Origin of the sequence: Microcoleus sp. bin38.metabat.b11b12b14.051 (assembly GCF_013299165.1) — a bacterium.
Classification (GTDB): Bacteria; Cyanobacteriota; Cyanobacteriia; order Cyanobacteriales; family Microcoleaceae; genus Microcoleus.
Map to the genome: position 1 here is coordinate 1 of NZ_JAAFKD010000020.1, position 22,565 is coordinate 22,565.

The 22,565-nt window shown below is 46.3% G+C and carries 20 protein-coding genes, 1 tRNA gene and 5 pseudogenes; 18 read left to right on the top strand and 8 right to left on the bottom strand.

What is annotated here, in order from left to right:
- Positions 1–229: 229 nt before the first annotated feature.
- A pseudogene (locus QZW47_RS30190) lies at positions 230–337 on the top strand (hypothetical protein); the annotation flags it as partial.
- 139 nt (positions 338–476) lie between these two features.
- On the opposite strand, the gene QZW47_RS20135 reads toward QZW47_RS30190, so the two are convergent.
- The 3 genes and pseudogenes from QZW47_RS20135 to QZW47_RS20145 all read right to left on the bottom strand — a co-directional run bounded on the left by QZW47_RS20135 (position 477) and on the right by QZW47_RS20145 (position 2,513).
- Entirely contained in the window at positions 477–842 is a 366-nt protein-coding gene (locus QZW47_RS20135; RefSeq protein ID WP_293130382.1) for a LysR family substrate-binding domain-containing protein, read from the bottom strand.
- Between the two features lie 3 nt (positions 843–845).
- Positions 846–1,913 (bottom strand): annotated as a pseudogene (locus tag QZW47_RS20140) (IS630 family transposase).
- A 39-nt stretch (positions 1,914–1,952) separates the two neighbouring features.
- On the bottom strand, positions 1,953–2,513 hold the full coding sequence (locus QZW47_RS20145) for a LysR family transcriptional regulator (RefSeq protein WP_293130384.1): 561 nt from the start codon (positions 2,511–2,513) through the stop codon (positions 1,953–1,955).
- Positions 2,514–2,624: 111 nt separating this feature from the next.
- Here QZW47_RS20145 and QZW47_RS20150 point away from each other — a divergent pair, with 111 nt between their 5' ends.
- The 5 genes from QZW47_RS20150 (at position 2,625) to QZW47_RS20170 (ending at position 7,287) form a co-directional block, all read left to right on the top strand.
- The gene (locus tag QZW47_RS20150; protein WP_293130386.1) at positions 2,625–3,113 is read left to right on the top strand and encodes a GNAT family N-acetyltransferase; all 489 of its coding nucleotides are present in this window, start codon (positions 2,625–2,627) and stop codon (positions 3,111–3,113) included.
- 231 nt (positions 3,114–3,344) lie between these two features.
- The gene (locus QZW47_RS20155; protein WP_293130388.1) at positions 3,345–4,124 is read left to right on the top strand and encodes a methyltransferase domain-containing protein; all 780 of its coding nucleotides are present in this window, start codon (positions 3,345–3,347) and stop codon (positions 4,122–4,124) included.
- Between the two features lie 116 nt (positions 4,125–4,240).
- Positions 4,241–5,146 carry a D-hexose-6-phosphate mutarotase gene (locus tag QZW47_RS20160; RefSeq protein ID WP_293130390.1) on the top strand — a complete coding sequence of 302 codons (906 nt, stop codon included), beginning with the start codon at positions 4,241–4,243 and terminating at the stop codon, positions 5,144–5,146.
- A gap of 338 nt (positions 5,147–5,484) precedes the next feature.
- Positions 5,485–7,011, top strand: a complete 1,527-nt coding sequence (locus QZW47_RS20165; RefSeq protein ID WP_293130392.1) for a phosphomannomutase/phosphoglucomutase — start codon at positions 5,485–5,487, stop codon at positions 7,009–7,011.
- Between the two features lie 60 nt (positions 7,012–7,071).
- Entirely contained in the window at positions 7,072–7,287 is a 216-nt protein-coding gene (locus QZW47_RS20170) for a hypothetical protein (RefSeq protein WP_293130394.1), read from the top strand.
- 577 nt (positions 7,288–7,864) lie between these two features.
- Here the strand turns inward: QZW47_RS20170 and folD are convergent.
- Positions 7,865–8,743: a bifunctional methylenetetrahydrofolate dehydrogenase/methenyltetrahydrofolate cyclohydrolase FolD gene (folD, locus tag QZW47_RS20175; RefSeq protein WP_293130396.1), complete on the bottom strand. Its 879-nt coding sequence runs from the start codon at positions 8,741–8,743 to the stop codon at positions 7,865–7,867.
- A 144-nt stretch (positions 8,744–8,887) separates the two neighbouring features.
- Between folD and QZW47_RS20180 the strand changes: the two genes are divergently transcribed.
- The 5 genes and pseudogenes from QZW47_RS20180 to QZW47_RS20200 all read left to right on the top strand — a co-directional run bounded on the left by QZW47_RS20180 (position 8,888) and on the right by QZW47_RS20200 (position 10,505).
- Positions 8,888–9,313 carry a DNA-binding protein gene (locus QZW47_RS20180; RefSeq protein ID WP_293130398.1) on the top strand — a complete coding sequence of 142 codons (426 nt, stop codon included), beginning with the start codon at positions 8,888–8,890 and terminating at the stop codon, positions 9,311–9,313.
- A gap of 127 nt (positions 9,314–9,440) precedes the next feature.
- Positions 9,441–9,581: pseudogene (locus QZW47_RS20185) on the top strand (NUDIX hydrolase); the annotation flags it as partial.
- A 73-nt stretch (positions 9,582–9,654) separates the two neighbouring features.
- A pseudogene (locus tag QZW47_RS20190) lies at positions 9,655–9,795 on the top strand (NUDIX domain-containing protein); the annotation flags it as partial.
- A gap of 73 nt (positions 9,796–9,868) precedes the next feature.
- Positions 9,869–10,009 (top strand): annotated as a pseudogene (locus QZW47_RS20195) (NUDIX hydrolase); the annotation flags it as partial.
- A 73-nt stretch (positions 10,010–10,082) separates the two neighbouring features.
- Entirely contained in the window at positions 10,083–10,505 is a 423-nt protein-coding gene (locus tag QZW47_RS20200; protein ID WP_293130400.1) for an NUDIX hydrolase, read from the top strand.
- A 121-nt stretch (positions 10,506–10,626) separates the two neighbouring features.
- Here QZW47_RS20200 and QZW47_RS20205 read toward each other — a convergent pair whose 3' ends face one another.
- A complete protein-coding gene (locus tag QZW47_RS20205) occupies positions 10,627–11,175 on the bottom strand; it encodes a 3-isopropylmalate dehydratase (protein ID WP_293130402.1) in 549 nt (182 codons plus the stop codon).
- A gap of 180 nt (positions 11,176–11,355) precedes the next feature.
- On the opposite strand from QZW47_RS20205, the gene QZW47_RS20210 reads away from it, so the two are divergent.
- The 6 genes from QZW47_RS20210 to QZW47_RS20235 all read left to right on the top strand — a co-directional run bounded on the left by QZW47_RS20210 (position 11,356) and on the right by QZW47_RS20235 (position 18,339).
- The gene (locus QZW47_RS20210) at positions 11,356–12,237 is read left to right on the top strand and encodes a hypothetical protein (RefSeq protein ID WP_293130404.1); all 882 of its coding nucleotides are present in this window, start codon (positions 11,356–11,358) and stop codon (positions 12,235–12,237) included.
- Between the two features lie 656 nt (positions 12,238–12,893).
- A complete protein-coding gene (locus tag QZW47_RS20215) occupies positions 12,894–15,002 on the top strand; it encodes an ATP-binding protein (protein ID WP_293130406.1) in 2,109 nt (702 codons plus the stop codon).
- Between the two features lie 447 nt (positions 15,003–15,449).
- Positions 15,450–17,129 (top strand): AarF/ABC1/UbiB kinase family protein, encoded by a 1,680-nt coding sequence (locus QZW47_RS20220; protein ID WP_293130635.1) that lies wholly within the window; start codon positions 15,450–15,452, stop codon positions 17,127–17,129.
- Positions 17,130–17,486: 357 nt separating this feature from the next.
- Positions 17,487–17,813, top strand: a complete 327-nt coding sequence (locus QZW47_RS20225; protein WP_293130408.1) for a hypothetical protein — start codon at positions 17,487–17,489, stop codon at positions 17,811–17,813.
- Positions 17,810–18,010, top strand: coding sequence for a hypothetical protein (locus tag QZW47_RS20230; protein WP_293130410.1), 201 nt, complete (start codon positions 17,810–17,812; stop codon positions 18,008–18,010). Before QZW47_RS20225 ends, QZW47_RS20230 begins: the two co-directional genes overlap by 4 nt.
- Positions 18,011–18,015: 5 nt before the next feature.
- Entirely contained in the window at positions 18,016–18,339 is a 324-nt protein-coding gene (locus tag QZW47_RS20235) for a DUF6516 family protein (RefSeq protein WP_293130412.1), read from the top strand.
- A 114-nt stretch (positions 18,340–18,453) separates the two neighbouring features.
- Here QZW47_RS20235 and QZW47_RS20240 read toward each other — a convergent pair.
- Positions 18,454–18,526, bottom strand: a tRNA-Glu gene (locus QZW47_RS20240).
- Positions 18,527–18,617: 91 nt separating this feature from the next.
- Complete coding sequence (locus tag QZW47_RS20245; protein WP_293130414.1) at positions 18,618–19,664, bottom strand: M42 family metallopeptidase; 1,047 nt, start codon at positions 19,662–19,664, stop codon at positions 18,618–18,620.
- Between the two features lie 359 nt (positions 19,665–20,023).
- On the opposite strand from QZW47_RS20245, the gene QZW47_RS20250 reads away from it, so the two are divergent.
- The gene (locus tag QZW47_RS20250; protein ID WP_293130416.1) at positions 20,024–20,770 is read left to right on the top strand and encodes an FkbM family methyltransferase; all 747 of its coding nucleotides are present in this window, start codon (positions 20,024–20,026) and stop codon (positions 20,768–20,770) included.
- Positions 20,771–20,984: 214 nt separating this feature from the next.
- Here QZW47_RS20250 and QZW47_RS20255 read toward each other — a convergent pair whose 3' ends face one another.
- Entirely contained in the window at positions 20,985–22,022 is a 1,038-nt protein-coding gene (locus QZW47_RS20255; protein ID WP_293130418.1) for a histidine kinase, read from the bottom strand.
- Between the last annotated feature and the right edge of the window lie 543 nt (positions 22,023–22,565).

Consider the following 22,565-nt stretch of genomic DNA (forward strand, 5'->3'; position numbering starts at 1 on the left):
GCAGGACTTGAATTTATTGCTCTAAACTCTCAATTTTTTGATCTTTTTCTTCTGGACTCATGGATGAATACTACCATAATTCTTCCTTGATTGGAATCATCCTGACCATCCTACCTAGGGAGTTACGTTTTGTTGCACAAGCTTTTAAATGAAGGAGAATTGGTTATCAAATGGGGACGAAAACTTAAAAAAAAGGAAATGCCGTTATCACAATTTAAATGCGAAACAGCTTAGTGAAAAGGCCATTATGTCTTACCTTGTTACTGCATATTACTCCGCAGCCGTCCTAGTACCTGATGCACTTGGTATCCTTGAAGATGTTGAAATCGGGCGCTAGGAAGGATTCCGGTTGGGATTAATCGATCGGTGATTAAGGTCGATCGCGCCGACTTTTACGGTTCTTAAGAACAGGCTTTCCGGCCTGTTCCACAAGAAGTGAATTTCTTGTGGGATGGGCTCTTATAGCCCGTCCATATCTACTGTAAGTCCCTGGCTGTCTGCAAAAACCGCTGCACCGCTGGCGTGGGATTGTCGCGCCCAATTAGAGCAATTGAGATGATCGGACTTGGTTCCTGTAACGGTTTGTAAACAACACCGCAGCGCTGGAAATTTTGCATCGACTCCGGGACAATTGCCACTCCCATCGAGGCGGCGACTAGACAGACAATGGTTTGCATTTGAATTGCTTCTTGAGCCGCGATCGGACTAAAACCTGCTTGCTGGCAAAAACTGACGATCGCATCGTACAGTCCCGGAGCCTGGGAACGCGGAAATAAGATAAACGGTTCGCCAGAAAGTTCGCGCAATTCCACAAAAGCCCGTGATATCAATTCCGGTTGCACTCCTTATGATATAGCTTTGGTTGTAGGCCACCAATGGAAACAAGTAATCCCTTTAATCAAAGAAGATTGTTTCAGCAGAACTTGGCAACGTTGAAATAATACTTCTTCTAATTCATCAATATTTTGAAATGACCGATTGGCAATTGGTTCATTTACTAAAGGCCACAGACGTTCTGCTGGTTGTAATTCGGGAGAATGAGAGGGCATAAATTCCAAGTGTAGACCTTCGGGGACTCGAACTTGTGGACTGGTATGCCAACCTGCTTGGTCAATAGTTAATATGATGTGTTTATCTTTACCTACTTCAAATTCTCTCGCAAAGTCTTCTCAAACTAAGTTAAAAAGCTCGATGTTAACTTTTGGGAGAATCCAAAAGTATGTTTCTCCGGTTGAGGGGTGTACGAAACCATATAACCATAGCCATTGATAGCGCCAATTTACGTTGGCTATTGGCTGCTCCCCATATCCTACCCAAACTCGCCTAATTATCGGCTTTAGTCCGAGACGATGCTCATCCATTCCCCACACTTCTACTGCTGCTAGTGGATGCTGCTGTTGAATTCGTTTAGCTTGCGTTCGCAGTTTTTTTTCCAAGCTTCTTGGACTTCAAGGTCAGCTAGGTCGTGTTCAGGTCTGGGTATCCGTAACCGAAACTTGGGCGGACGTAGATAGTCCCAACCCCTTTGTACGCTGACTGGACGGTCAAGTAAATTACCCATCCACTCAGCAACTTTACGACTGTTCCATAATCCTCCATCAGCGGGAGGAGCTTGTAAAGTTTGCCGCATTTGTGCTTGTTCTACAACAGAGAGTAAAGGTGGAGTGCCCGGATGTTGATGACGTTGGTCTTTCAACCCCTTAGCACCTAATTGATTGTAGCGACGAACCTTCGCGATATATAGAGTTACGGCAGTAACCCGTGACATCCGCGACATCTTCTGTCTCTCGTCCAGTTGCCAAAAGCCAAATTATTTGGTAGCGCGTCCGTTCAATTGGGTCTGACACTTGACGATAAAGTTTAGACAACTCCGAGGGGGTTTGATGGGGTTCCAACTTTAGGCGTTTAGGCATAAATTGTCCTCATTGCATTCTTGATGCTCTTTCAGTATATCATAAGGAGTGCAACCGGAATTGATATGAATCAGCCGCCGGATGCGTTTCTGGTAGCGCCACGATCAGAGGTTCTCGGAAAACGATTTCGGAATTTATGCCATCTTCCTCGATCGGAGGACGCACGAAGCCGATATCAATTTGCCCGAACCGCAACCGCTGCAACTGTTCGTTAGTGGTAAGTTCGTGCAGTTCGAGTTTGACGGCCCGACATCGAGTGCGAAACGCCTGCAAAATAGCTGGAACTACATTGTGCGCGGAGGAGCTCACAAAGCCTACAGTCAGTTGGCCGAGTTCCCCGCGGCTTGTCTGTTTGCCGAGTTGAATTGCGCGATCGACTTGCTGCAAAATTTTCTGCGATTCCTCAAAAAAAACCTGTCCCGCTTCCGTTAGCTGCACCGTCCGCTTCGTGCGGCGAAACAGTTGAAAGCCCAACTCGGCCTCCAAATGCTGAATTTGTTGGCTAAGCGGAGGTTGAGCCATGTGCAGTCTTGCCGCTGCGCGAGTGAAATTCAGTTCCTCTGCAACTGCAATAAAGTAACGCAAATGTCGCAGTTCCATAGCTTTTAAATGATTAATACTTTTAAAGTATAAGTCGTTAAGTAAAAATATATTGGACATTGATGATGGCATTCAATACAGTAATGAATAGGCAAACTTAAAAATCAAACAATGGCTAATCTAGATATCAAAATTAGAGAAGCACAGATGGCAGATTTAGAACTAATTCTGGCTTTTATTACGCAAAAAAGCGAGTTCGATGGAGCGAAAACTTTGTTGGCAGCAACAGCAGACAAATTGCAGGAAACTTTATTTAGCCAGCCTCCGCTAGCGCGGGTATTATTGGCAGAAATTGCCGGACAAGCGGTAGGATTTGCTATGTTTTATCCTACTTATTCAAGTTTATTGACGCAGCCTTGTCTTTGGCTTGATGATTTATTTGTGCAAGCTCCTATGCGGGATATGGGAGTCGGTACAGCTTTGTTAAAACATTTGGCACAAATTGCTGAATCCACAAATTGCGGGCGGATTGAATGGACTGTTAATGCGAAGAATGCGCGAGCAATTGCTTTTTATGAAAAGCAGGGAGCGCGGATTTTGGAGAATATTAGGGTTTGTCGTATTGATGGGGATGGAATTGGTCTGCTTGCGGGGAAATAATTTAATAATGAAGGGTGCAGTCTCAGAAACCCGGTTTCTACGAGCAATAGGTTGGGTGACGAGAAATATAGGTAGAAACCGGGTTTCTAGCTACCCATGCGTCAGTTATATTAATTTCAATGAACCGCGAAGACGCGAAGGACACGAAGAGAAGAGAAAAGAAGAGAAGTAGTACGGAAGAACCGGGTTTCCAATTTTAGTCCTGCCTCTCGACAAATTGAGGATTTTAAAATGTCACAAGATTCTTGGAATACAGCTCTTTACGAGCAGAATCACGCTTTTGTTTGGCAGTACGGTGAATCGCTTTTGAATTTGCTCGCTCCGCAGGCGGGAGAACGAATTATTGATTTGGGCTGCGGTACGGGACAGTTAACTGCAAAGATTGCTGAAAGCGGTGCTTTTGTGCAAGGTATTGATTCGTCTTTGTCTATGATTTCGACGGCTAAAACAAATTATCCTCACCTTGATTTTGCGGCAGCGGATGCGCGGAATTTTCAAGGGGAAGTGCCGTTAGATGCTGTGTTTTCTAATGCGGTTTTGCACTGGATTAAGCAGCCTGATGCTGTTATTAATTGCGTGGAAAAAGCGCTGAAGCCGGGAGGTCGTTTTGTGGCTGAGTTTGGCGGTCAGGGGAATGTGGGGGCGATCGTCCGGGCGCTTTTGAGTGTTTTGTCGGAAATTGGTTTTTCGGAGCCTGAATCGCTTAATCCTTGGTATTTTCCTAGTATCGGCGAGTATGCTGGGTTGCTGGAAAAGCAGGGTTTTGAGGTGGGTTATGCGGTTTTGTTCGATCGCCCGACTCTTCTAGAAGGCGGTAGCGCGGGTATGGTAAATTGGATTGAAATGTTTGCAGGCGGTTTTTTGTCGGGTTTGTCGGACGAAGTGCGATCGCGCGCAATTCTTGCAGTTGCAGAACGTTTGCAACCGACGCTTTACCAGGATGCTGGTTGGACTGCTGATTATCGCCGCCTTCGGGTTGTTGCTGTCAAAAAATCGCCGTTGTTGATTTAAACGGCAGAAGTAGTTTAACCCGATGCCGACACTCTCCTTGGTCGAACTCAACAATACAAAAAAATCTAGCCACCATAATATCGGATAATTGGGTAGCAAGTAACCAGGCCCACAGCATGAGTATTGACCAATTAAACGCAGCCTACGGCATTCCCGGCCAGCTCACCTTCGCTACAGGAAACGGCGGTTTCCCGATGGTTCACATCGACAACGGTAAAGCTAAAGCCTTGATTTCTGTGTATTCGGGCCAAGTGCTCTCCTTCCAACGGGCCACCGAAACCGCTGACTTGATGTTCGTCAGCGACAAAGCCTATTACGCCGAAGGAAAAGCCATCAAAGGCGGTGTACCCATTTGTTGGCCGTGGTTTGGCCCAGATCCCGAAGGGCTGGGGCGTCCCGCTCACGGGTTTGTTCGCAATCGCCTCTGGAATGTTGTCAGCACCGCCACTACCCCAGAGGGCGCCACCCAAGTGATTCTAGGGATCAAGGATACTGAGGAAACTAGAGCAATTTGGCCTCAAGCTTTTGAACTGGCGATCGTCATTACTGTCGGTACCAGTCTCACTGTAGAATTAATTACCCGCAATCTAGGTGATAAAGCATTTCCCCTCACCCAAGCTTTCCACACCTATTTCCTAGTCGGCGATATCAACCGCGTGCAGGTTTTGGGTCTAGAAAACAGCCAGTATCTTGATAAAGTTGATGGTGGTATCGAAAAAACTCAAGTGGGTGCAGTCGCGGTTACAGGTGAAGTCGATCGCATTTATCTCGATGTCGCCAAGGAATTCGTCATTAACGATGCCGCCCTCAATCGTCGGATTCGCATCAAATCCTCTGGTAGTAAATCCGCCGTAGTCTGGAATCCCTGGGTGAAAATTTCTGCCAGCATGGCCGACCTCGACGATACAGATTACCAGCGCTTAATCTGCGTAGAAACCACCAATGCGGCGACAGATATTGTGGAAGTCCCCGCCGGTGGCGAGTTCCGCTTGCAAGCAATTTACAGCGTCGAACGCGACTAAGCAATCAGAGCTCAATAGACTTCTTGTTTCAGTTATCAGTTGTCAGTTGGTAGGGGCGGTGCCCCTGTGCCCGCCCTCAGTTGTCAGTTGTCAGTTGTCAGTTTTCAGTTTTCAGTTTTCAGTTAACAGTTAACAGTTAACAGCTAACAGTTAACAGCTAACAGCTAACAGTTAACAGTTAACAGCTAACAGTTGACAGTTGACAGTTTTCAGTTGTCAGCTTGCAGAAGGTTTGACAGCTTCCCCGCTCGCGCGGCTGTTGGGTTGTTGTTACCTGCTTGTAGCTGAAGCGAGGCTTGTTCCTTATTCCTATTCCTTCTAATTACCATCAATAGATTATGGAAAATTTCAACTGGACAAAACTCCAAAATGGCTCAGACATTCGCGGTATCGCCCTCGAAGGGGTTCCGGATGAAAAAGTCAACCTAACGCCGGAAGTTGCGACAATTTTAGGTAAATCTTTTGTCGGTTGGCTGGTGCAAAAAATCAACAAACCCGTCGCAGAATTAACAATTGCGATCGGGCGTGACAGCCGTCTGTCAGGGCCAACTTTAATGTCAGCAGTCATGGATGGAATCGCCTCGGTTGGTGCCAAAGTGTACGACTTTGATATGGCTTCAACTCCCGCCATGTTTATGAGTACCATTACCCCGGGTTTTGATTGCGACGGCGCGATTATGCTGACTGCTAGCCATTTGCCTTTTAATCGCAACGGCTTAAAGTTTTTCACCGCCCACGGTGGGTTACAAAAAAAAGATATTACCGATATCTTAACACTAGCCCAAAGCAATAATTTTGATTCAGCCTCAGCGCCCGGTAACATTACCAAGCACGATTTTATCTCAGTTTATGCCAACCAGTTTGTTAAAAAGATTCGGGAATCAGTCAATCATCCCGAGAATTTTGAGCAACCGCTAACCGGGTTGAAAATTGTTGTGGATGCGGGCAATGGTGCGGGCGGTTTTTATGTCGATAAAGTCTTAAAACCTTTAGGTGCAGACACTACCGGCAGTCAGTTTTTAGAACCAGATGGTACTTTCCCCAACCACGTGCCAAATCCCGAAGATAAACAGGCAATGCAGTCAATTTGTCAAGCGGTAATTGCAAATCAAGCTGATTTTGGGATTATTTTTGATACGGATGTCGATCGCAGTGCGGCGGTGGATCAGTTTGGCAAGGAACTCAATCGGAATCGCTTAATTGCCTTGATTTCGGCGATCGTCCTACAAGAACACCCAGGCTCTACGATTGTCACCGATTCTATCACCTCGGATGGCTTAACGCAATTCATCGAACAGGATTTGAAAGGAGTTCACCATCGCTTTAAACGCGGCTACAAAAACGTGATTGACGAGTCAATTCGCCTCAATTCAGCCGGACAGGAATCGTGGCTGGCAATTGAAACCTCTGGACATGGAGCTTTGAAAGAAAATTACTTTCTGGATGATGGCGCTTATTTGGTCAGTAAGTTATTGATTGAATTGGCTAAATCTAAGCTAGCTAATCAATCTTTGCCCGATTTAATTGCTAATTTACAAGAGCCTGAAGAAAGTTCGGAATTTCGGATTAAAATTAATGTGGATGATTTCAAAGCCCACGGAAATAGCGTGATTGAACAACTGCAAGAATTTGTCTCAACCGCAGCCGACTGGGAAATCGTTCCCAATAACTACGAAGGTGTGCGAATTTCCTGCACATCTGCTAGCGAATCCGGCTGGTTTCTGTTACGCTTGTCTCTGCACGATCCGGTGATGGCTTTGAATGTGGAGTCGAATGTTAAGGGTGGTGTAGCTCGCATAGTGGCTCGGCTTTTAGGTTTTTTCCAAACAACTGAATCCCTGGATTTATCGGCACTGTCGAGCTAAGCTTCATACTGGACTATTAGTCAATCAAACCGTAGGAGGAATTAGATAGTGTGGGTTTTAATGATTAAATGTTCGGCCGCAAGCTGGGATCTCCATTCCAAAGCTTTCAAAGCGATAGCTGACAAATATCCCGCTACGCCTCTTTCTTCCAAAAAGATGAAAGGCGACGGTCAACGTATCATGGAATATCAACTTGAAGATGTCAATGATGTAGAGGATTTTATGGAAGAATGCTTGACTTTAGATGGCTTTACTGCTTCCTTTGAATCTCTCTAGGAGCCTGTGCGATCGCGCGATCGTACTAAGATTGGTTGGATTGTTAGGAATCTGAGTTTTTTATGGATGCGGACTAAAGTCCTCACTACTAACCTAATGGATGCGGACTAAAGTCCTCACTACTAACCTAATGGATGCGGACTAAAGTTCTCACTACTAACCTAATGGATGCGGACTAAAGTCCTCACTACTAACCTAATGGATGCGGACTAAAGTTCTCACTACTAACCTAATGGATGCGGACTAAAGTCCTCACTACTAACCTAATGGATGCGGACTAAAGTTCTCACTACTAACCTAATGGATGCGGACTAAAGTCCTCACTACTAACCTAATGGATGCGGACTAAAGTTCTCACTACTAACCTAATGGATGCGGACTAAAGTCCTCACTACTAACCTAATGGATGCGGACTCAGCGCTGCGGAGGAATTGACCGGACACGATCTAAATTCAGGCTAGCAGTAAGATTTTCAATTAAAATGGGGGAAAATATCTCTTATTTATTGATTTTTTCCCCGAGCTTTTGTTGCTTTTCTCTGTTAAGTTTGTGGAATGCCGTAGATGGGTTGTTGTCTTTAACCCTGTTGCTTCTTGCAATAACTCGCAACCGTATTTGCCAACAGCATCGCGACAGTCATCGGCCCGATTCCTCCCGGTACTGGGGTGATAAATCCGGCTACTGTTTTCACCGCATCAAAATCTACATCTCCGGCTAAACGGCTGGTACCGTCTGGATTGACGACGCGGTTGATACCGACATCGATGACTGTTGCTCCGGGTTTGACCATATTAGCTGCAATCATTTCTGTGCGCCCGACGGCGGCGATTAAAATATCGGCTTGGCTGGTGATTGATTCTAGATTTTGCGATCGCGAATGAGCTACTGTTACTGTACAATCTGCTTCTAACAGCATCAGCGCCATCGGTTTACCGACTAAAATACTGCGTCCCAAAACTACGGCATTTTTTCCTTTTAACTCAATCTGATATTCCTGCAATAAGCGCATGACTCCGGCGGGAGTACAACTCCGCAAACCTTTCTCAGAGCGCACCAAGCGGCCTAAATTTACAGGGTGAAGTCCGTCAGCGTCTTTGTCGGGGGCGATTTGGTAAAGTAGCGAAATTGCATCTAAGTGTTTTGGTAGCGGTAATTGCACTAAAATGCCGTCTACTCGATCGTCCTCGTTGAGTGCCTCAATTGCAAGTTCCAATTCGGCTTGAGTGGCGTTGGCTGGGTAATGCTGGCCAAAGGAAGCTATACCGACTTTAGCGCAGGCTCGCTCTTTGTTTCGCACGTAAGCCGCGCTGGCTGGGTTGTCGCCCACCATCAGCACCGCCAGTCCCGGAGGACGCCCCATCAGGCTGTGGAGGGCGCGGACTCGATCGCTCAACTCGCTTTGAATTTTGGTCGCTAAAGCTTTACCATCTAGTATTTGAGCAGTTTTGACATCCATTGTAGACTCTGGGTTAGGGGCTGACGATTTTAGATTTTAGCTTAATCGCTGTCAAGGACTACACTAGAAAAATTGCTGACTTGCGATCGATTCTGGGGATTCTGTTAAAGTAGGTCGTATCTCAAATCTCACATCAGTTGACCAATGACTACTGCAATTAAGCAAGTTTGGGTTCCCAGATTCTCCACAGGCTCTTTATTGCTAATACTTACCAGCGGTTTGCTCAGTTGTGGCAATTTACCTCTGTCTCAACTCAATCTTGGTTTTAATGTTGCTAGCATTGGCGACATTCAACAAAAGCGCCAAGTCGATGGTGAAGTTTATCTCCGGGGAAAAGTGGAAAATCGCGCTCCTTTTGTGGGGAATGCGGCTTATCAACTTCAAGACGGTACTGGTAAAATGTGGATTTTAACTAAGCAAGCTTTACCCCAACTTGGCGATGAAGTTTTGCTGAAGGGAGAAGTTCGCTACAAGAGTATTACTGTGAAGGAATTGGCAAATCGTGATTTAGGTGAAGTTTATGTTGAGGAAATGGAACAGTTAAACCGCACTCCTGCGGCACGTAAATAAACATAGGAAGATGCTAATTTTTTCCCATAATTCAGTATGTCTATATCCTGTGATGGGTTTGTAGTGCGGACTTCAGTCCGCTATCCGAAGAGCGGACTGAAGTCCGCACTACAAACCTTACTTGTTGATGAGTAAAATTCACGTTGCGATCGCCATTTTGTACCGAGACGGCAAGTTTCTCTGCCAGTTGCGGGATGATATTCCTAATATCAGGTATCCCGGACATTGGGCTTTGTTTGGCGGACATTTGGAACTGGGAGAAACTCCTGGGTTTGTAGTGCGGACTTCAGTCCGCTCTTCGGATAGCGGACTGAAGTCCGCACTACAAACCTTACTTGTTGATGACTAAAATTCACGTTGCGATCGCCATTTTGTACCGAGACGGCAAGTTTCTCTGCCAGTTGCGGGATGATATTCCTAATATCAGGTATCCCGGACATTGGGCTTTGTTTGGCGGACATTTGGAACCGGGAGAAACTCCTGGGTTTGTAGTGCGGACTTCAGTCCGCTATCCGAAGAGCGGACTGAAGTCCGCACTACAAACCTTAATTGTTGATGAGTAAAATTCACGTTGCGATCGCCATTTTGTACCGAGACGGCAAGTTTCTCTGCCAGTTGCGGGATGATATTCCTAATATCAGGTATCCCGGACATTGGGCTTTGTTTGGCGGACATTTGGAACTGGGAGAAACTCCTGGGTTTGTAGTGCGGACTTCAGTCCGCTCTTCGGATAGCGGACTGAAGTCCGCACTACAAACCTTACTTGTTGATGACTAAAATTCACGTTGCGATCGCCATTTTGTACCGAGACGGCAAGTTTCTCTGCCAGTTGCGAGATGATATTCCTAATATCAGGTATCCCGGACATTGGGCTTTGTTTGGCGGACATTTGGAACCTGGAGAAACTCCGGAAACGGCTGTGCGGCGGGAACTATCCGAGGAAATTGGCTGGGCTCCTGCGACTGTTTCTTTGTTTTGTTGCGATGTTGAAGGAGATATTGTTCGCCACGTGTTTCACTCACCGCTTAGTGCGGATGTCCAGGATTTAGTGTTGCACGAGGGTTGGGATATGCAGTTGTTGACAGCCCAGGATATTCGGGTTGGTAAATGCTATTCTCAAAAGTCGGGAGATGTGCGGCCTTTGGGCATTCCTCACCAGCGCATTTTATTGAGTTTTATTGATTCTCTTTGATTGTGCCGATCGGCTGTCGCTGATTTTTAATTTGTTTTGGGGCCAGCTTCTACTCGGCCCCAAATCTCAAAACTAACGTCAGGTGCGGATCGCGTACCCTACTTGGCAGGGGTTTTAAGAGTTAAGAGCGAGCGGCAATCATTCCCGTTGCTCGTGCATAAGCAAACAGCCCTCCGGCATCAATCACTGGCCCGACATCTCCTAAAGGCTTGAGCGAGTAGGTTAGGTTTTGAGTGTGGTTGATAATTCGATCGCTCTCAAAATCGATGGTGACTTCTTGGCCTGTTACAAATAAGTCGCAAAGCCGATCGACTGATTCGATCGGGTACAATTCGCCAGTAGCCGAGCAATTGCGAAAGAAAATCCGCGCGTAAGACAAAGCCACCACCGCTGTGACTCCGGCGGCCCCGAGAGCGATTGGGGCGTGCTCCCGCGAAGAACCGCAGCCAAAATTTTCGCCAGCAATGATAATCGGATATTGGGTTTTTATTTCCCCGGGCTCCATAAACTTGCCGTAGCGATCGGGCAACCCAATCATCGCGTAACTGCCTAGTTTCTCATACTCGTCCGGCTTCGAGGGAACCAGGGTCAGGTATTCGGCTGGGATAATTTGATCTGTATCGATGTTGTCGTCTACAACAAAAATTTTACCGCTAATTACTTTACCCATAGTTTATTTCCGGTTGGCGAGAGCTCGATGCTGTGATGATAATTTTAAGTGGGATCGCGATGCAAGATTTGCACCCGTTTATTTTAACCTGGCAGTGTCAGTGATAACCTGTATAAGTAAAAATTAAATCCGAGACTTTGGGTTAAAAATTTACCAGATTCTAAGTGTCAAGATAGTTTTATGGCGAATCCAATAGATGACATTGCCCGACAAGCTCGCGAGGGTTCGGTGGCCTCGATTATTCAAATCCTTAACGACGAACTAGCACAAGTAGGTGTCAGAGCCCGAGCCGTATTTGCAGAAGGGGTGCTGCAACTGCTGTGCGAAGCTGCAACGCCGCAACTGCTCGAACAGTCTAGCTTGGTCGATCGAGTCCGAGAAATTTTGGAGGGCCTCGATCCCCGCAATATTCGCCGAGTCAACATCAACAGCCGGCTTGTCCGAGAACACCAACTGCTGTGGCTCGAAGAAATTAGCCGCGATCCGGAAAATCAACTGCTGTGGTCTCAAGAAATTAAACTGAGAAAGGCGAATTTGTTCAAGCGTTTCGCCGCCGCCCATCACGATCGCCAAGCTCGATCCAGCAAGCTGGCTCTGCCGAGAATCGCTGCACCCCGTCGCTCTCTGCTGCAAGAACCGCGACAATTTCAGCGCGGTATCGTCGGGGGCGTCAGCTTGAGCCTGCTGTTGCTGGCTGCCGGGGTCGCCACCTACAAGGGACTCAACTCTCAAGTGGCAAACAGCACGCCAGCCAGCACGCAAGCTGTGGGAACTGTCGCTCCGAGTCCGGCAGTTGTAACTGCTGTGAAAGTTTCTAAGGAGACTGCTAATTCTGTTGACTCTTTTGCCAAAGCAGTGCGATCGGCCCAGCAAGCAGCCACTGACGGCAAAACCGCTCAATCTCGCGAGGATTGGTTGATCGTAGCTGCTAAGTGGCAGCAAGCTTCGGATTTGATGGCCGCCGTGCCTCCCAATCATCCCCGCTATACCACCGCTGTCAACCGTACTGCACTTTACCGCCAAAATAGCGATCAAGCCCAACAAGAAGCACAAAATAAGTAAGTAAGCAAGCAAGTCGGATAAATTTAACAACAGAACTGAGCCAGCCTCTTTTGGAGCTGAGAGTTTGTAAGTTTTTGAGCAAAAACTCACAAGCTCTGTGCGATCCTCATGACTGATAATTTGGGAATTTTAAACTTTTGTGATATAGGTCACTAAATCGTCTGATTTGTATCACAATAAAAAAAAGCCAGGATCACAAACTTAAATAGGAAACATCACAGACTCAAGAGAGGGGTATCACCAAGCGGTCTCAAGAAAAGCTTCATACTAATAACGGTCAACATTAGTGGGAATGCGATTTATCCCGATCGCCTAAGGGATGCTAAAGTTCATCCGGTACAGATCGAAGGCTAGAAAACAGCAAAATAGAATTCGGTCTCATCGGGGTATATGTTTCACAGATTTAGCGATCGGCCGACGGGCTGCGGAAACACACAAAGCAGGCTCATAACAGTCCAATCGGGTGTTGTGGATAGGTTGTATGCGTGCAGCGCGAGCCTGCTCAAACATCTTAAAATAAAGGCTTCGTTGCCATGATCGATTACCAGGGAAATCAAGATTTTAGTCCGAGCGAGCGCTCGCCGTCAGAGTCTTGCACTTTGCATCTACCGCCAACCGCAGAACCAGTATCAGTCCAAAAATTTCTGGATCGTCTTATGCAGTACCAGGTCGATCCTGCCCTGATGGGGCGGCAAATTTACCAAATTCTCGCGACCAGCTTCGATCGAGAAATCCTGCTGCAAATAGCCAATACTTTGGGGGCGGCTTGGGGGGCAGATTTCTGTTTTGTTGGTGCTGTGGTTGACCATAAAATAGTAAATCCAAATGCTTGTTGGCAAAATAAGAGCGATCGCCCCAATGCTGCTGTCGAAGCAGCCGACGACGGTGCAGCTCAAATACCGGAACGCTCCCAAACCCCAAACCTCAAATCGCCTAGCATATCGCTAGAAGATCCCGTCTTGGCAAAAGTGCTAGCAGACGGCGAGATAGTGGCGATATCCGACTCTGGCGACTATCTGGGAGATTCATTGTCCAATTCCCCTGTGACATCACTGCTGGGTCGGGCAATTTTGGCAGGGCCTGCACGATTTGCAGGGGCCCTCAACGGCGTGGTGGTTGTTGGTAAATCGCAACATTACGAGTGGTCTGCCGCTGACAGAGAGAGTCTAGAATCAGTATCCGAGGCGATCGGCATCGCGATTTTTCAAATTAAAAAAAATCAAGAAATTGCCAGTTTAAACCAACAGTTACAGCGACAAGCTAAATACAAAAATCTCCTCGGTTCAGTCACGGAGGCGATCGATACCAGTTCAGAAGTCGATCGAATTTTGCAGCAAGTTATTGAACATACCGTCGATACCCTGCAAATCGATAGAGGACAAATCCTGCTGTTGAAACATACAGACCCTCTATTGAAAACTCGCTCTGGCAATCAAACCCCCAAAGCAAAAGTCGAATTAGTTGGCGAATTTCCTCTGAAAAAAGCTACAAATACAGACACAATAGCACCCAGCGATGCCGGAAAACACATCACAAGTGCAAAAACAAAAACCAAGGAGAAAACTGCCAATTCCCCATCCAAAATCCCTAACTCAAAATCAAATAACTCTTCGGCTTTTTGGCTGGCGGAATCTAATTTGTGCCGCCGAGCATTCCACAGCGCCCCCGAATCCCTCGCCCTAGCTGACGCCAGGGAATTAATCGCCAACGAACCAGAGGGCGCCGCAGAAATCTTGAAACTCCAAGGCATTCGCGCCCTGTTGCTGGTTCCCCTCACGGGCGCCAACGGAGACGACAGCGTGTTGGGATTTTTGATGTTGCAGCACTCGGAGATCCGGGATTGGAGCCCTGAAGAATTGGAAGTTGTGGAATTAGTCGCAGCTCGATCGAGCTGGGCGATTACTCAAACCCAGATGCTTAAGGAAGCAAAAACCCTAGTCTCAGAAAGAACCGATCAGTTGCAGCAAAGTCTCGAAGTGCAGCAGAAACTCTACGAACAATCTGCCAATCAACTAGAGCAAGTGCACAAATTGAAGGTGATTAAAGACGAGTTTCTCAGCACTCTGAGTCACGAGTTGCGAACCCCTTTAACCATCATGAAGCTGGCGATTCTGATGCTCAAACAAGCTGAACAGCCCTCAGCAAGTCGGATTAAATATCTCGACATTCTAGAACAGCAGTGTTCTAAGGAAACCGCTCTAGTTAATGATTTGCTAGCCCTCAAGCAGTTTGAACCCCAGCAAGTCCCGATCTCTGTCACCAAAATCGATCTCAAGCCTTTAATTGAAGATTTAGCTGGAGATTTTGAGAAAAAGTGGGCGGATCGCGGATTGACTCTGAAGGTGGATGTGCCGAAGTTTACCCCGAGCTTGGAAACCGACCCGGACAGTCTCAAGCGGGTGCTGCTGGAACTGCTAACGAATGCTGGCAAATACTCAGCTTCAGGAACGGCCGTAGTTTTCGACGTGTCTGAAGCGATCGGGCGTATTGTCCTGAGCGTTTCTAATTTTGGGCCCGGCATTGCTGCTGCTGATTTGCCCCACATCTTTGACAAGTTCCGGCGCGGAACTGGGATCACAGACCAAGCGATCGCCGGTACGGGTTTGGGTCTGGCTCTGGTAAAGTGTTTAGTACAGCACTTGAATGGTACTATTGATGTGTCTAGCTGTCCGGCACAAAGTTCTGAATCTGATGAATTGTGGCGCACATCTTTTACTCTGACTCTGCCACAATCTCTAGCGGATATCGGCCATCTAGGAGAATAGCTATATTGAAAAGCAACTGGGAATTGGCAGCCAACAGGCCAGAATTGCCTCGATCGGGAGATTGGGAAATAGCAAACACTATCAACAAATCCTGCTTTTTGAATTGTTGCCTTGGTTGCCAGTTAAAATTGTCGGCTCCCCATAGCTGATGCTCCAAAAAACTTATAAAATGTGGGGTTATTTACCCCAAATTAGTAGGTGTGTTTGCTAATGTTTTAGCCTTCAGATTTGAGTCATCTATTGCTGAATCAATCGGGACTCGCATTCCGAACTCTCAAACTTAGTTATGATTGTATAACGGGAGATGGCATGACATAGTATTGACCGAACAAACCGATTTTTTTAACTCTTTCCCAGGCTGACAGCGAAGTATTTTCATACAAGCCGATTTCTGCACGAATATGCCCTAAAAATTGTCGCGCTCCATAGAACTCGATCGTGAATATTATGCTAACAAAAGCTGCACCGAAACTCCTGCGTTGGCAACGTTCTAAATATTCGCCACTGGCACGACAAATAGACGTTTTTGCTGCTGCGGGAAAGTTTATGTTTTTTTTGTGGTGGGATGGACTGCTGCAAAATACTTCTGCTCATACCAGAAGAATTCGCGCCCATTGGTTGGTCAATACTTTGCTGGATTTAGGCCCGACTTTTATTAAAATCGGGCAGTCTCTGTCAACTCGTGCCGATTTGCTGCCGCTGGAGTACGTCAAGGAGTTGGAACAGTTGCAGGATCGGGTTCCTGAATTTAGTTCCGAAGAGGCGATCGCTCTTGTAGAATCAGAGTTAGGCAAAGATATTTATGCTTTGTACCGCGATTTTGATTCGTTGCCGATCGCTGCTGCAAGTCTGGGACAGGTGCACAAAGCGAGGCTGCACACCGGAGAAGATGTGATTGTCAAGGTGCAGCGTCCTGGTTTAGAAAGATTATTCGATTTAGATGTGAAGGCCGTGCGGCAAGTGATGCGTTTTTGCGATCGGCATTTGCCCGGAACGCGCAAGTACGGGCTAGAATCTATTTATCACGAGTTTTTTAAGATTTTATATCAAGAAATTGACTACGTGCAAGAAGGTAAAAATTCCGATCGCTTCAGCCATAATTTTCAAGAATTTCCTCAGATTATTGTCCCGAAAGTCTACTGGCAGTACACGACTCAAAAAGTGCTAACTTTAGAATACGTTCCGGGGATTAAGGTAGACGATAAGATTAGTCTAGAGGCGATAGGAGTAGATATTACGAAGCTCAACCAACTCGGAATTTGCTGTTACTTGAAGCAGTTGTTAATTGACGGTTTTTTTCAAGCTGACCCGCATCCTGGAAACTTGGCGGTAACAGAAGATGGCAGCTTAATTTTTTACGACTTTGGGATGATGGCAGAGGTAAAGTCTTTGGCTAAAGACGAAATGGTCAAGACTTTTTTTGCTGTGCTGAGAAAGGATACCGACGCGGTACTCCATACTTTGATCGCGGTGGGCTTAGTTGAGCCGATGCCGGATATGATGCCGGTGCGGAGGCTGATTGCTTTTCTGTTGGATAAGTTTATTGATAAGCCGATCGACTTTCAAGCCTTTAACGAAATCAAGAACGAACTGTATATCATGTTCGAGCAACAACCGTTTCGCCTGCCAGCAGAAATGATGTTTATTGTCAAGTCGCTGACAACTCTCGACGGCATTGCCAGAACTCTCGATCCTAACTACAATTTCTTATCATGCGCTCAGCCTTTTGTCAAGAGTATTGCGGTGAGTAAGGGGCGGGGAAGTGCGATTTCAGAATTGGCTGTGCAAGCGCGAAATTTCATCACCTACAAGTTGCGAGGGCCGAGCAAATCGCAAGTTTTCCTCAAGCGTTTGGAAGATCGGATTGAAGATGGGGAACTGCAAATTAGGGTACGCAATATTGAGAGCGATCGCGCCCTGAAACGCATCAATCTAGCCCTAAAAACTCTGATTTTTGCCTGTGTAGCTGGGTTTGGGGTGCTGTCGGGCGCAGTGCTGCTGGTGGGCGGATATCAAACGGGGGCGATCGTAGCTTTTGCTATTGCAGGATGTGGCGGCTTATTTATGCTCCGTTTCTTGTTAGATTTATTGGTGAGGGAAAAGCTCGATAAAATGGCTGAGAAATAAATATACTGGGAAATTGCGAATCTAGAGTAGTAGGGTGCGTCAGTTTAGTAATTCTCGATCGTCACCAAAAATCCAATTCTGACGCACCACTTATTACTGACATCGAAATAATTTTCTCAGGAATTACGCACGGATGGTCAGAAACCGGGTTTTTTTACGAAAAGCCTTCGTTACAGCCCACAAATTAGCTAAAAACCCGGTTTCTTTGGTAAGAATGCGTAAGCCCTGTTTCTGAGCGCAATGCGAGAGTCCCGCGAATCAGAGCAAAATATTCGGATTCTCTGGGCGATCGCCATTACCACATTCAAATAAAAGTAAGTTAAACTCAATTCAAGCCAAATTATCCACCCTTCAGCAATGGCAACCCAAAATCAAATTCTGGAACAGCTCAAAATCCTAGAAAGACTCTATCACCGAGGCGAAGTCAGCGAAGTTATAGAACAAGCCCTCAAAAAAATCATCGCCCACGAAATTACCATTGCTCAACAACAAACCGCAGAAATAGAAACAGATTTAAAGCAATACGAAACCCAGTATCTAATGTCATCCGCTGAATTTTACCCAAAATTTAGGGCGGGAGAATTAGGAGATGATATTGATTTTGTCGAGTGGAGTTCTTTTTATCAAATGTGGTCTTCTGTTCGAGAACGCTTGCAGATTCTTCTCTCTAATCCCCAAGCATGATATCAGCCTATTATATCGCAGAAATTAAAGCCAAGTTGCTGGCTAGCTTGGCTATCAACTCTGTGGCAATTGTTAAAGAACGAGCCTTGCTCGAAAGCGGATATTTTCGCGCTCGGTTAACCCTGAAGAATGGCGATTTTTTAGAAGTTGTAGAATTTTTTACCGTCATCACAGGGGATTCAAGCCCCCACCTTTAGGTGGATTGTTTTTAGGCAGGGGCTTAAATCCCCTGCCTAAAAACTTCGCACTCCGAAGTCAACCCCTCGACTTCGCGGGCGGGCTCTTCTGTCAACTGTCAACTGTTAACGTTGTCGATAATCGCTGCATCACGGAAAGTTATCGATATCAGTGGATGGATGAGACTCAGCAAACTTTACGAAAGCGGTGGGATAATGTCGAGCATTTCCCCAACTTACCCAATTTTCCCCATCACGTTCATATTGGGGAAGAGTCAAATGTTGAACCTAGCTGTTTAATGAATATTCTTGAATTAATCGATTTGATCGAAAAGGATTTGCACAATTAACCAAGAGCGGGGTAGAAGCCAAGACAAAACAAAAATGATACCTAGCGTTTTGGTTGGGCTTGTGGGCTTTACCAGTTGCTAGATATCATTTTGATATCAGAGTTAGATTTTAAATACCCCCAGGGGAATTCGAATCCCCGTCGCATCCGTGAAAGGGATGTGTCCTAGGCCTCTAGACGATGGGGGCGCGTTTGGCGTTGCGTTTGCTTGTGTTCCGCACCTTTATTACCTTAACTAATCTTTCCCAATCTGTCAACTACTTTGCGAAAGTTTTTTTTCTAGTCGTCCGAAAGCTCCTCGCAGTAGGCTTTGAGGATAGCGGCGCAGTTGCCGATCGCCCCGAGATGAGCAATTTCAAACCCGTGGGTGTTCTGGGTGGGGAAAGCCAAGCAAGCGGCGCGGGCGACGTGGCCGAACTTCATGGCGATCGAAGCGTCGCTCCCAAAACCGCTAATCACCGCCAACTGCACCTTTTTGTCGGCGGAGGCTGCTGCTGCGCGCAATTGGGCGTTCAATCCTTCATCGTAGACTCCGTAGCTGTCTTGAACCAGCAACACCGGGTTTTCGCCGTCGTCGATCGGGTATTCCGCAGCCAGAGGGCAAATTTCCAAAGCAATCAGCGCCTCCAACGGCTGGCGCTGCGTAAAATACAAAGCTCCGATCGCCCCGACTTCTTCCTTCGCCGACGCCACCAGATAAACATTCACCGCAGGCTCTGTCAAATATTCCGCCAGAGCCAGCAAAATCGCCACTGAAGCCTTATTGTCGAGGGTGTAGCTGGCGATCCAATCCTTCAACCGCAGTGGGCGCTTGCGGTGTTTTCCCACCACCATCCGCGTGCCCGCTCGAATTCCGGCCTCGGCTAATTCCTCGGCGGTACACTTGGTTTCGATCCAAGCATTTTCCCATTTCACAGAAACATCTTCCTGCTGCGCTTTTTGGGGGGATTCGTGGGAAACGTGGCGACTCCCGAAGCTGAGAATGCCGCTAATTGTTTGCTTGTCGCCCAACAAATCGACGACGCCTTCGCCGTAAACCCAAGGAAACGCGCCGCCCAACCTGCGGACTTCGACGCGCCCGCGATCGCCTATTGTTTTAACTAGGGCACCAATTTCGTCTTTGTGGGCGGTAATGGCGATCGACTTGGAGGGATTGCGGCCTTTAATTAGGGCGATCGCATTGTCGGCGCGATCGATCCAAGCATTGATTCCCAAGGCGGCGAACTTTTCCATCAACCGCTGGTTAATTTCCGACTCCGCACCGCTGGGTGAATGCAGCATGACTAATTCTTCGATTGTTTGAAATAGGCGATCGAACTCTAACATTTTTGCTTCTGGCGTTTTGGAGCGTATTTTGACATATCTTAAAGCAGATTTATTCTGTCTAGCACTCCTATTTTCTGAAGTGAATCAGATTTTTATTTTTTTTTACCGCAGAGAGCGCAGAGAACGCAGAGGAGGGAGAAAGATAGAAAGAGGGATATTTGAAATTTGACACACTTTCGCAACCAAAGAAACTGGGTTTCTGATACCTTTATACGCTAATATCAGAAACCGGGTTTCTTCGGATATCTCTCGTTACCAAACCGAAAACTCAGAGAAACCCGGTTTATTCCCCCATTCGTCGGAAATAAAACTGTCCGAAATATTGTTATTATTAAACTGAAAAGATTTAAATTTTTCCTATGTTTTTCCCTAAATTTCAGCAACTGATGCAGCGCCGAATTAGAGCCAAAAAGTTAGGAATAGAATTCAACAGAGTTGCTAGCTTTCAACTTCCCGATAATTTGCTTGTGCAAGAAAAGCGCCATCAAGTAAATGTGCCTTCCGAGAAAGGTATGGATGGAGAATTTATAGAAGTGCTTTTAGATGACTGCTACGGAGTCGAGCAGTTATCTCCATCGCTGAGGACAATTATTGATGTTGGAGCGAATGTCGGGTTATTTCCGATTGTGGCGCGAAACAGGTTTCCCCAGGCGGTGATTCACGCCTACGAAGCTAATCCCAACTTGGAAAATTACCTCAAACATCAATCAAAAATCGCCGATTTTACCTATTTTATGGAAGCTGTAGGAGCCGAAGATGGTAGAGTAGTTCTCGATATTCGGGAAGTGTCGGGAAAAACGCGATCGACTGTCAGCGCAAACGGCGACGTACCGATGGTATCGTTGAAAAGGGCGATCGATCGCATTGGCGGCAGCGTCGATTTAGCCAAAGTAGACTGCGAAGGTGCAGAATGGCTGTTATTTGAAGACCGAGATTCTTGGCAACTCGTGCAAAACCTGTCTTTAGAATATCACTTGTGGTCTGGTCACACTCACGCCGAAACCCGACAAGTTATTGAAAATTTAGGATTTGAGGTCAAAAAGCAAATACCAATAGATAAATGGTACGGCTTAATCTTAGCATCTCGCACCCGCAACCCTCAATAATATAGCATAACTAATAATGTTTGTAGTGATGACTAAAGTCCTCAGAATTTTTTAAGGACTGAAGTCCTCACTACAAACCAATTTTAACAGAATAGGACTTACGCGCTGGGGCCAGAAACCGGGTTTTTCCCTTGAATACTTTGTTGTGATTCGCAGATTTAGGGAAAAACCCGGTTTCTTTGTCGAGCCGTGCGTAAGTCTTGCAGAAGTTGGGTTAAATCTGTTCTTCACCTTGATTTAACTGCTGTATTCCTTGATTTTCTTCGACACGAACAATCGAATTTTCGGCAATATTCAGGATGCCTGTAAATTTATCTTGACTTGTTTGCAAAGCTTGATCCTTATTTTTTCGCAGGGCAATTTCTCGCCGCAATTTCTCAATAGTTCGTTGAAAACTAGCTGCTTGTCTGACTATCTCCTGTTCTGACAAGTCTAGTAATTCTATCAAAGTGGCAACTTGATATTCCAAAAGTTGCGTTTCATAAATATTGTGATTGTTAACTACAATATTTTCCGAAGTTTCTGGGGGATTAAATACAATTCTTTCGTCGGCTAGGGACAGGGCTGTTTTGACACTCAGGGCTAAATGTCTAAACAGTTCAGCGGTATTTGGGCGAATTTTAACTTTCAGAAACATCAGTACAGCAAACAAACTTCCTGACTCTAGCAGTCCCCCAAATCCCAAGACAGACTTGATTTTGTGTGGGATAATTAAGGTATCTTGTTCTGGAATAAACAGGCTGCCTTTGGCATCGGATTCGTAAAAAATATTTAAGGCGCCCGGTTCTAAATTCACGAAGATTTCTGGCTGGGTTCCGAGGACTGTATGAATGTCTAAGCCAAACTGACGGATTATTTCAGAAATAGCCGGAATTTGAGCTACTAATTCCGCACTAACTAATGGAATAGCTGTATTTTCTACTGCTGTGTGCCGAGAATTCCAGTGCGGTTCTGAGCCTGCTGCTGCTAGCAGAGTCCAGCATTTCATGTCTGCTGTTGGAGAATTGCCTCTCATCAAGCGGCGCGCGGATTCTTGCAATGAATCTTCTAATTCCCCGTAGGGATGAGTTTTGAACAAACGCACTAAGGCACAGGTATTTTCTCGGGTTTTTGCATCGCAAAAATGTTGGTAAATATACTTGACAATATTCTGGCTGCTGGCTTCCATACTCGGGGTATTTCTACCGAACTGGCGCAGGACTAAGCTGCATTTGGCCATGTCTTGCGGGGTAAATCGGGTAAGATCGTACATTGAAAAACGCTCTCCCAGAGCTCAAACACTCTTCTTATTTATCGTTAAGAGCGTTACCGCATCCGGAATCCCACTGAGAGCTTTGACAATTCTTAGTTAAAACGCGTACAAAATATTTGACTAAAATACAGGGTTGTACGCGAAAATACAGAAATTAACACTGAGCAAAAAAAATCGCTCCGGTAGGGCGCCCGCGGAGTAAGGAGAGGCTGATGTCTGGTGGGGGAAGGATTTGTGGCGGTGACTGGCGCACAGAAATTTACAAAACGGGACTTTTCTACTCTGGGAAGCGCCACAATCAAACAGGTTAGTAGTGAGGACTTCAGTCCTTCTTGTTCCCTCAGGTTAGTAGTAAGGACTTAAGTCCTTCTTGTTCCCTCAGGTTAGTAGTGAGGACTTAAGTCCTTCTTGTTCCCTCAGGTTAGTAGTGAGGACTTAAGTCCTTCTTGTTCCCTCAGGTTAGTAGTGAGGACTTAAGTCCTTCTTGTTCCCTCAGGTTAGTAGTGAGGACTTAAGTCCTTCTTGTTCCCTCAGGTTAGTAGT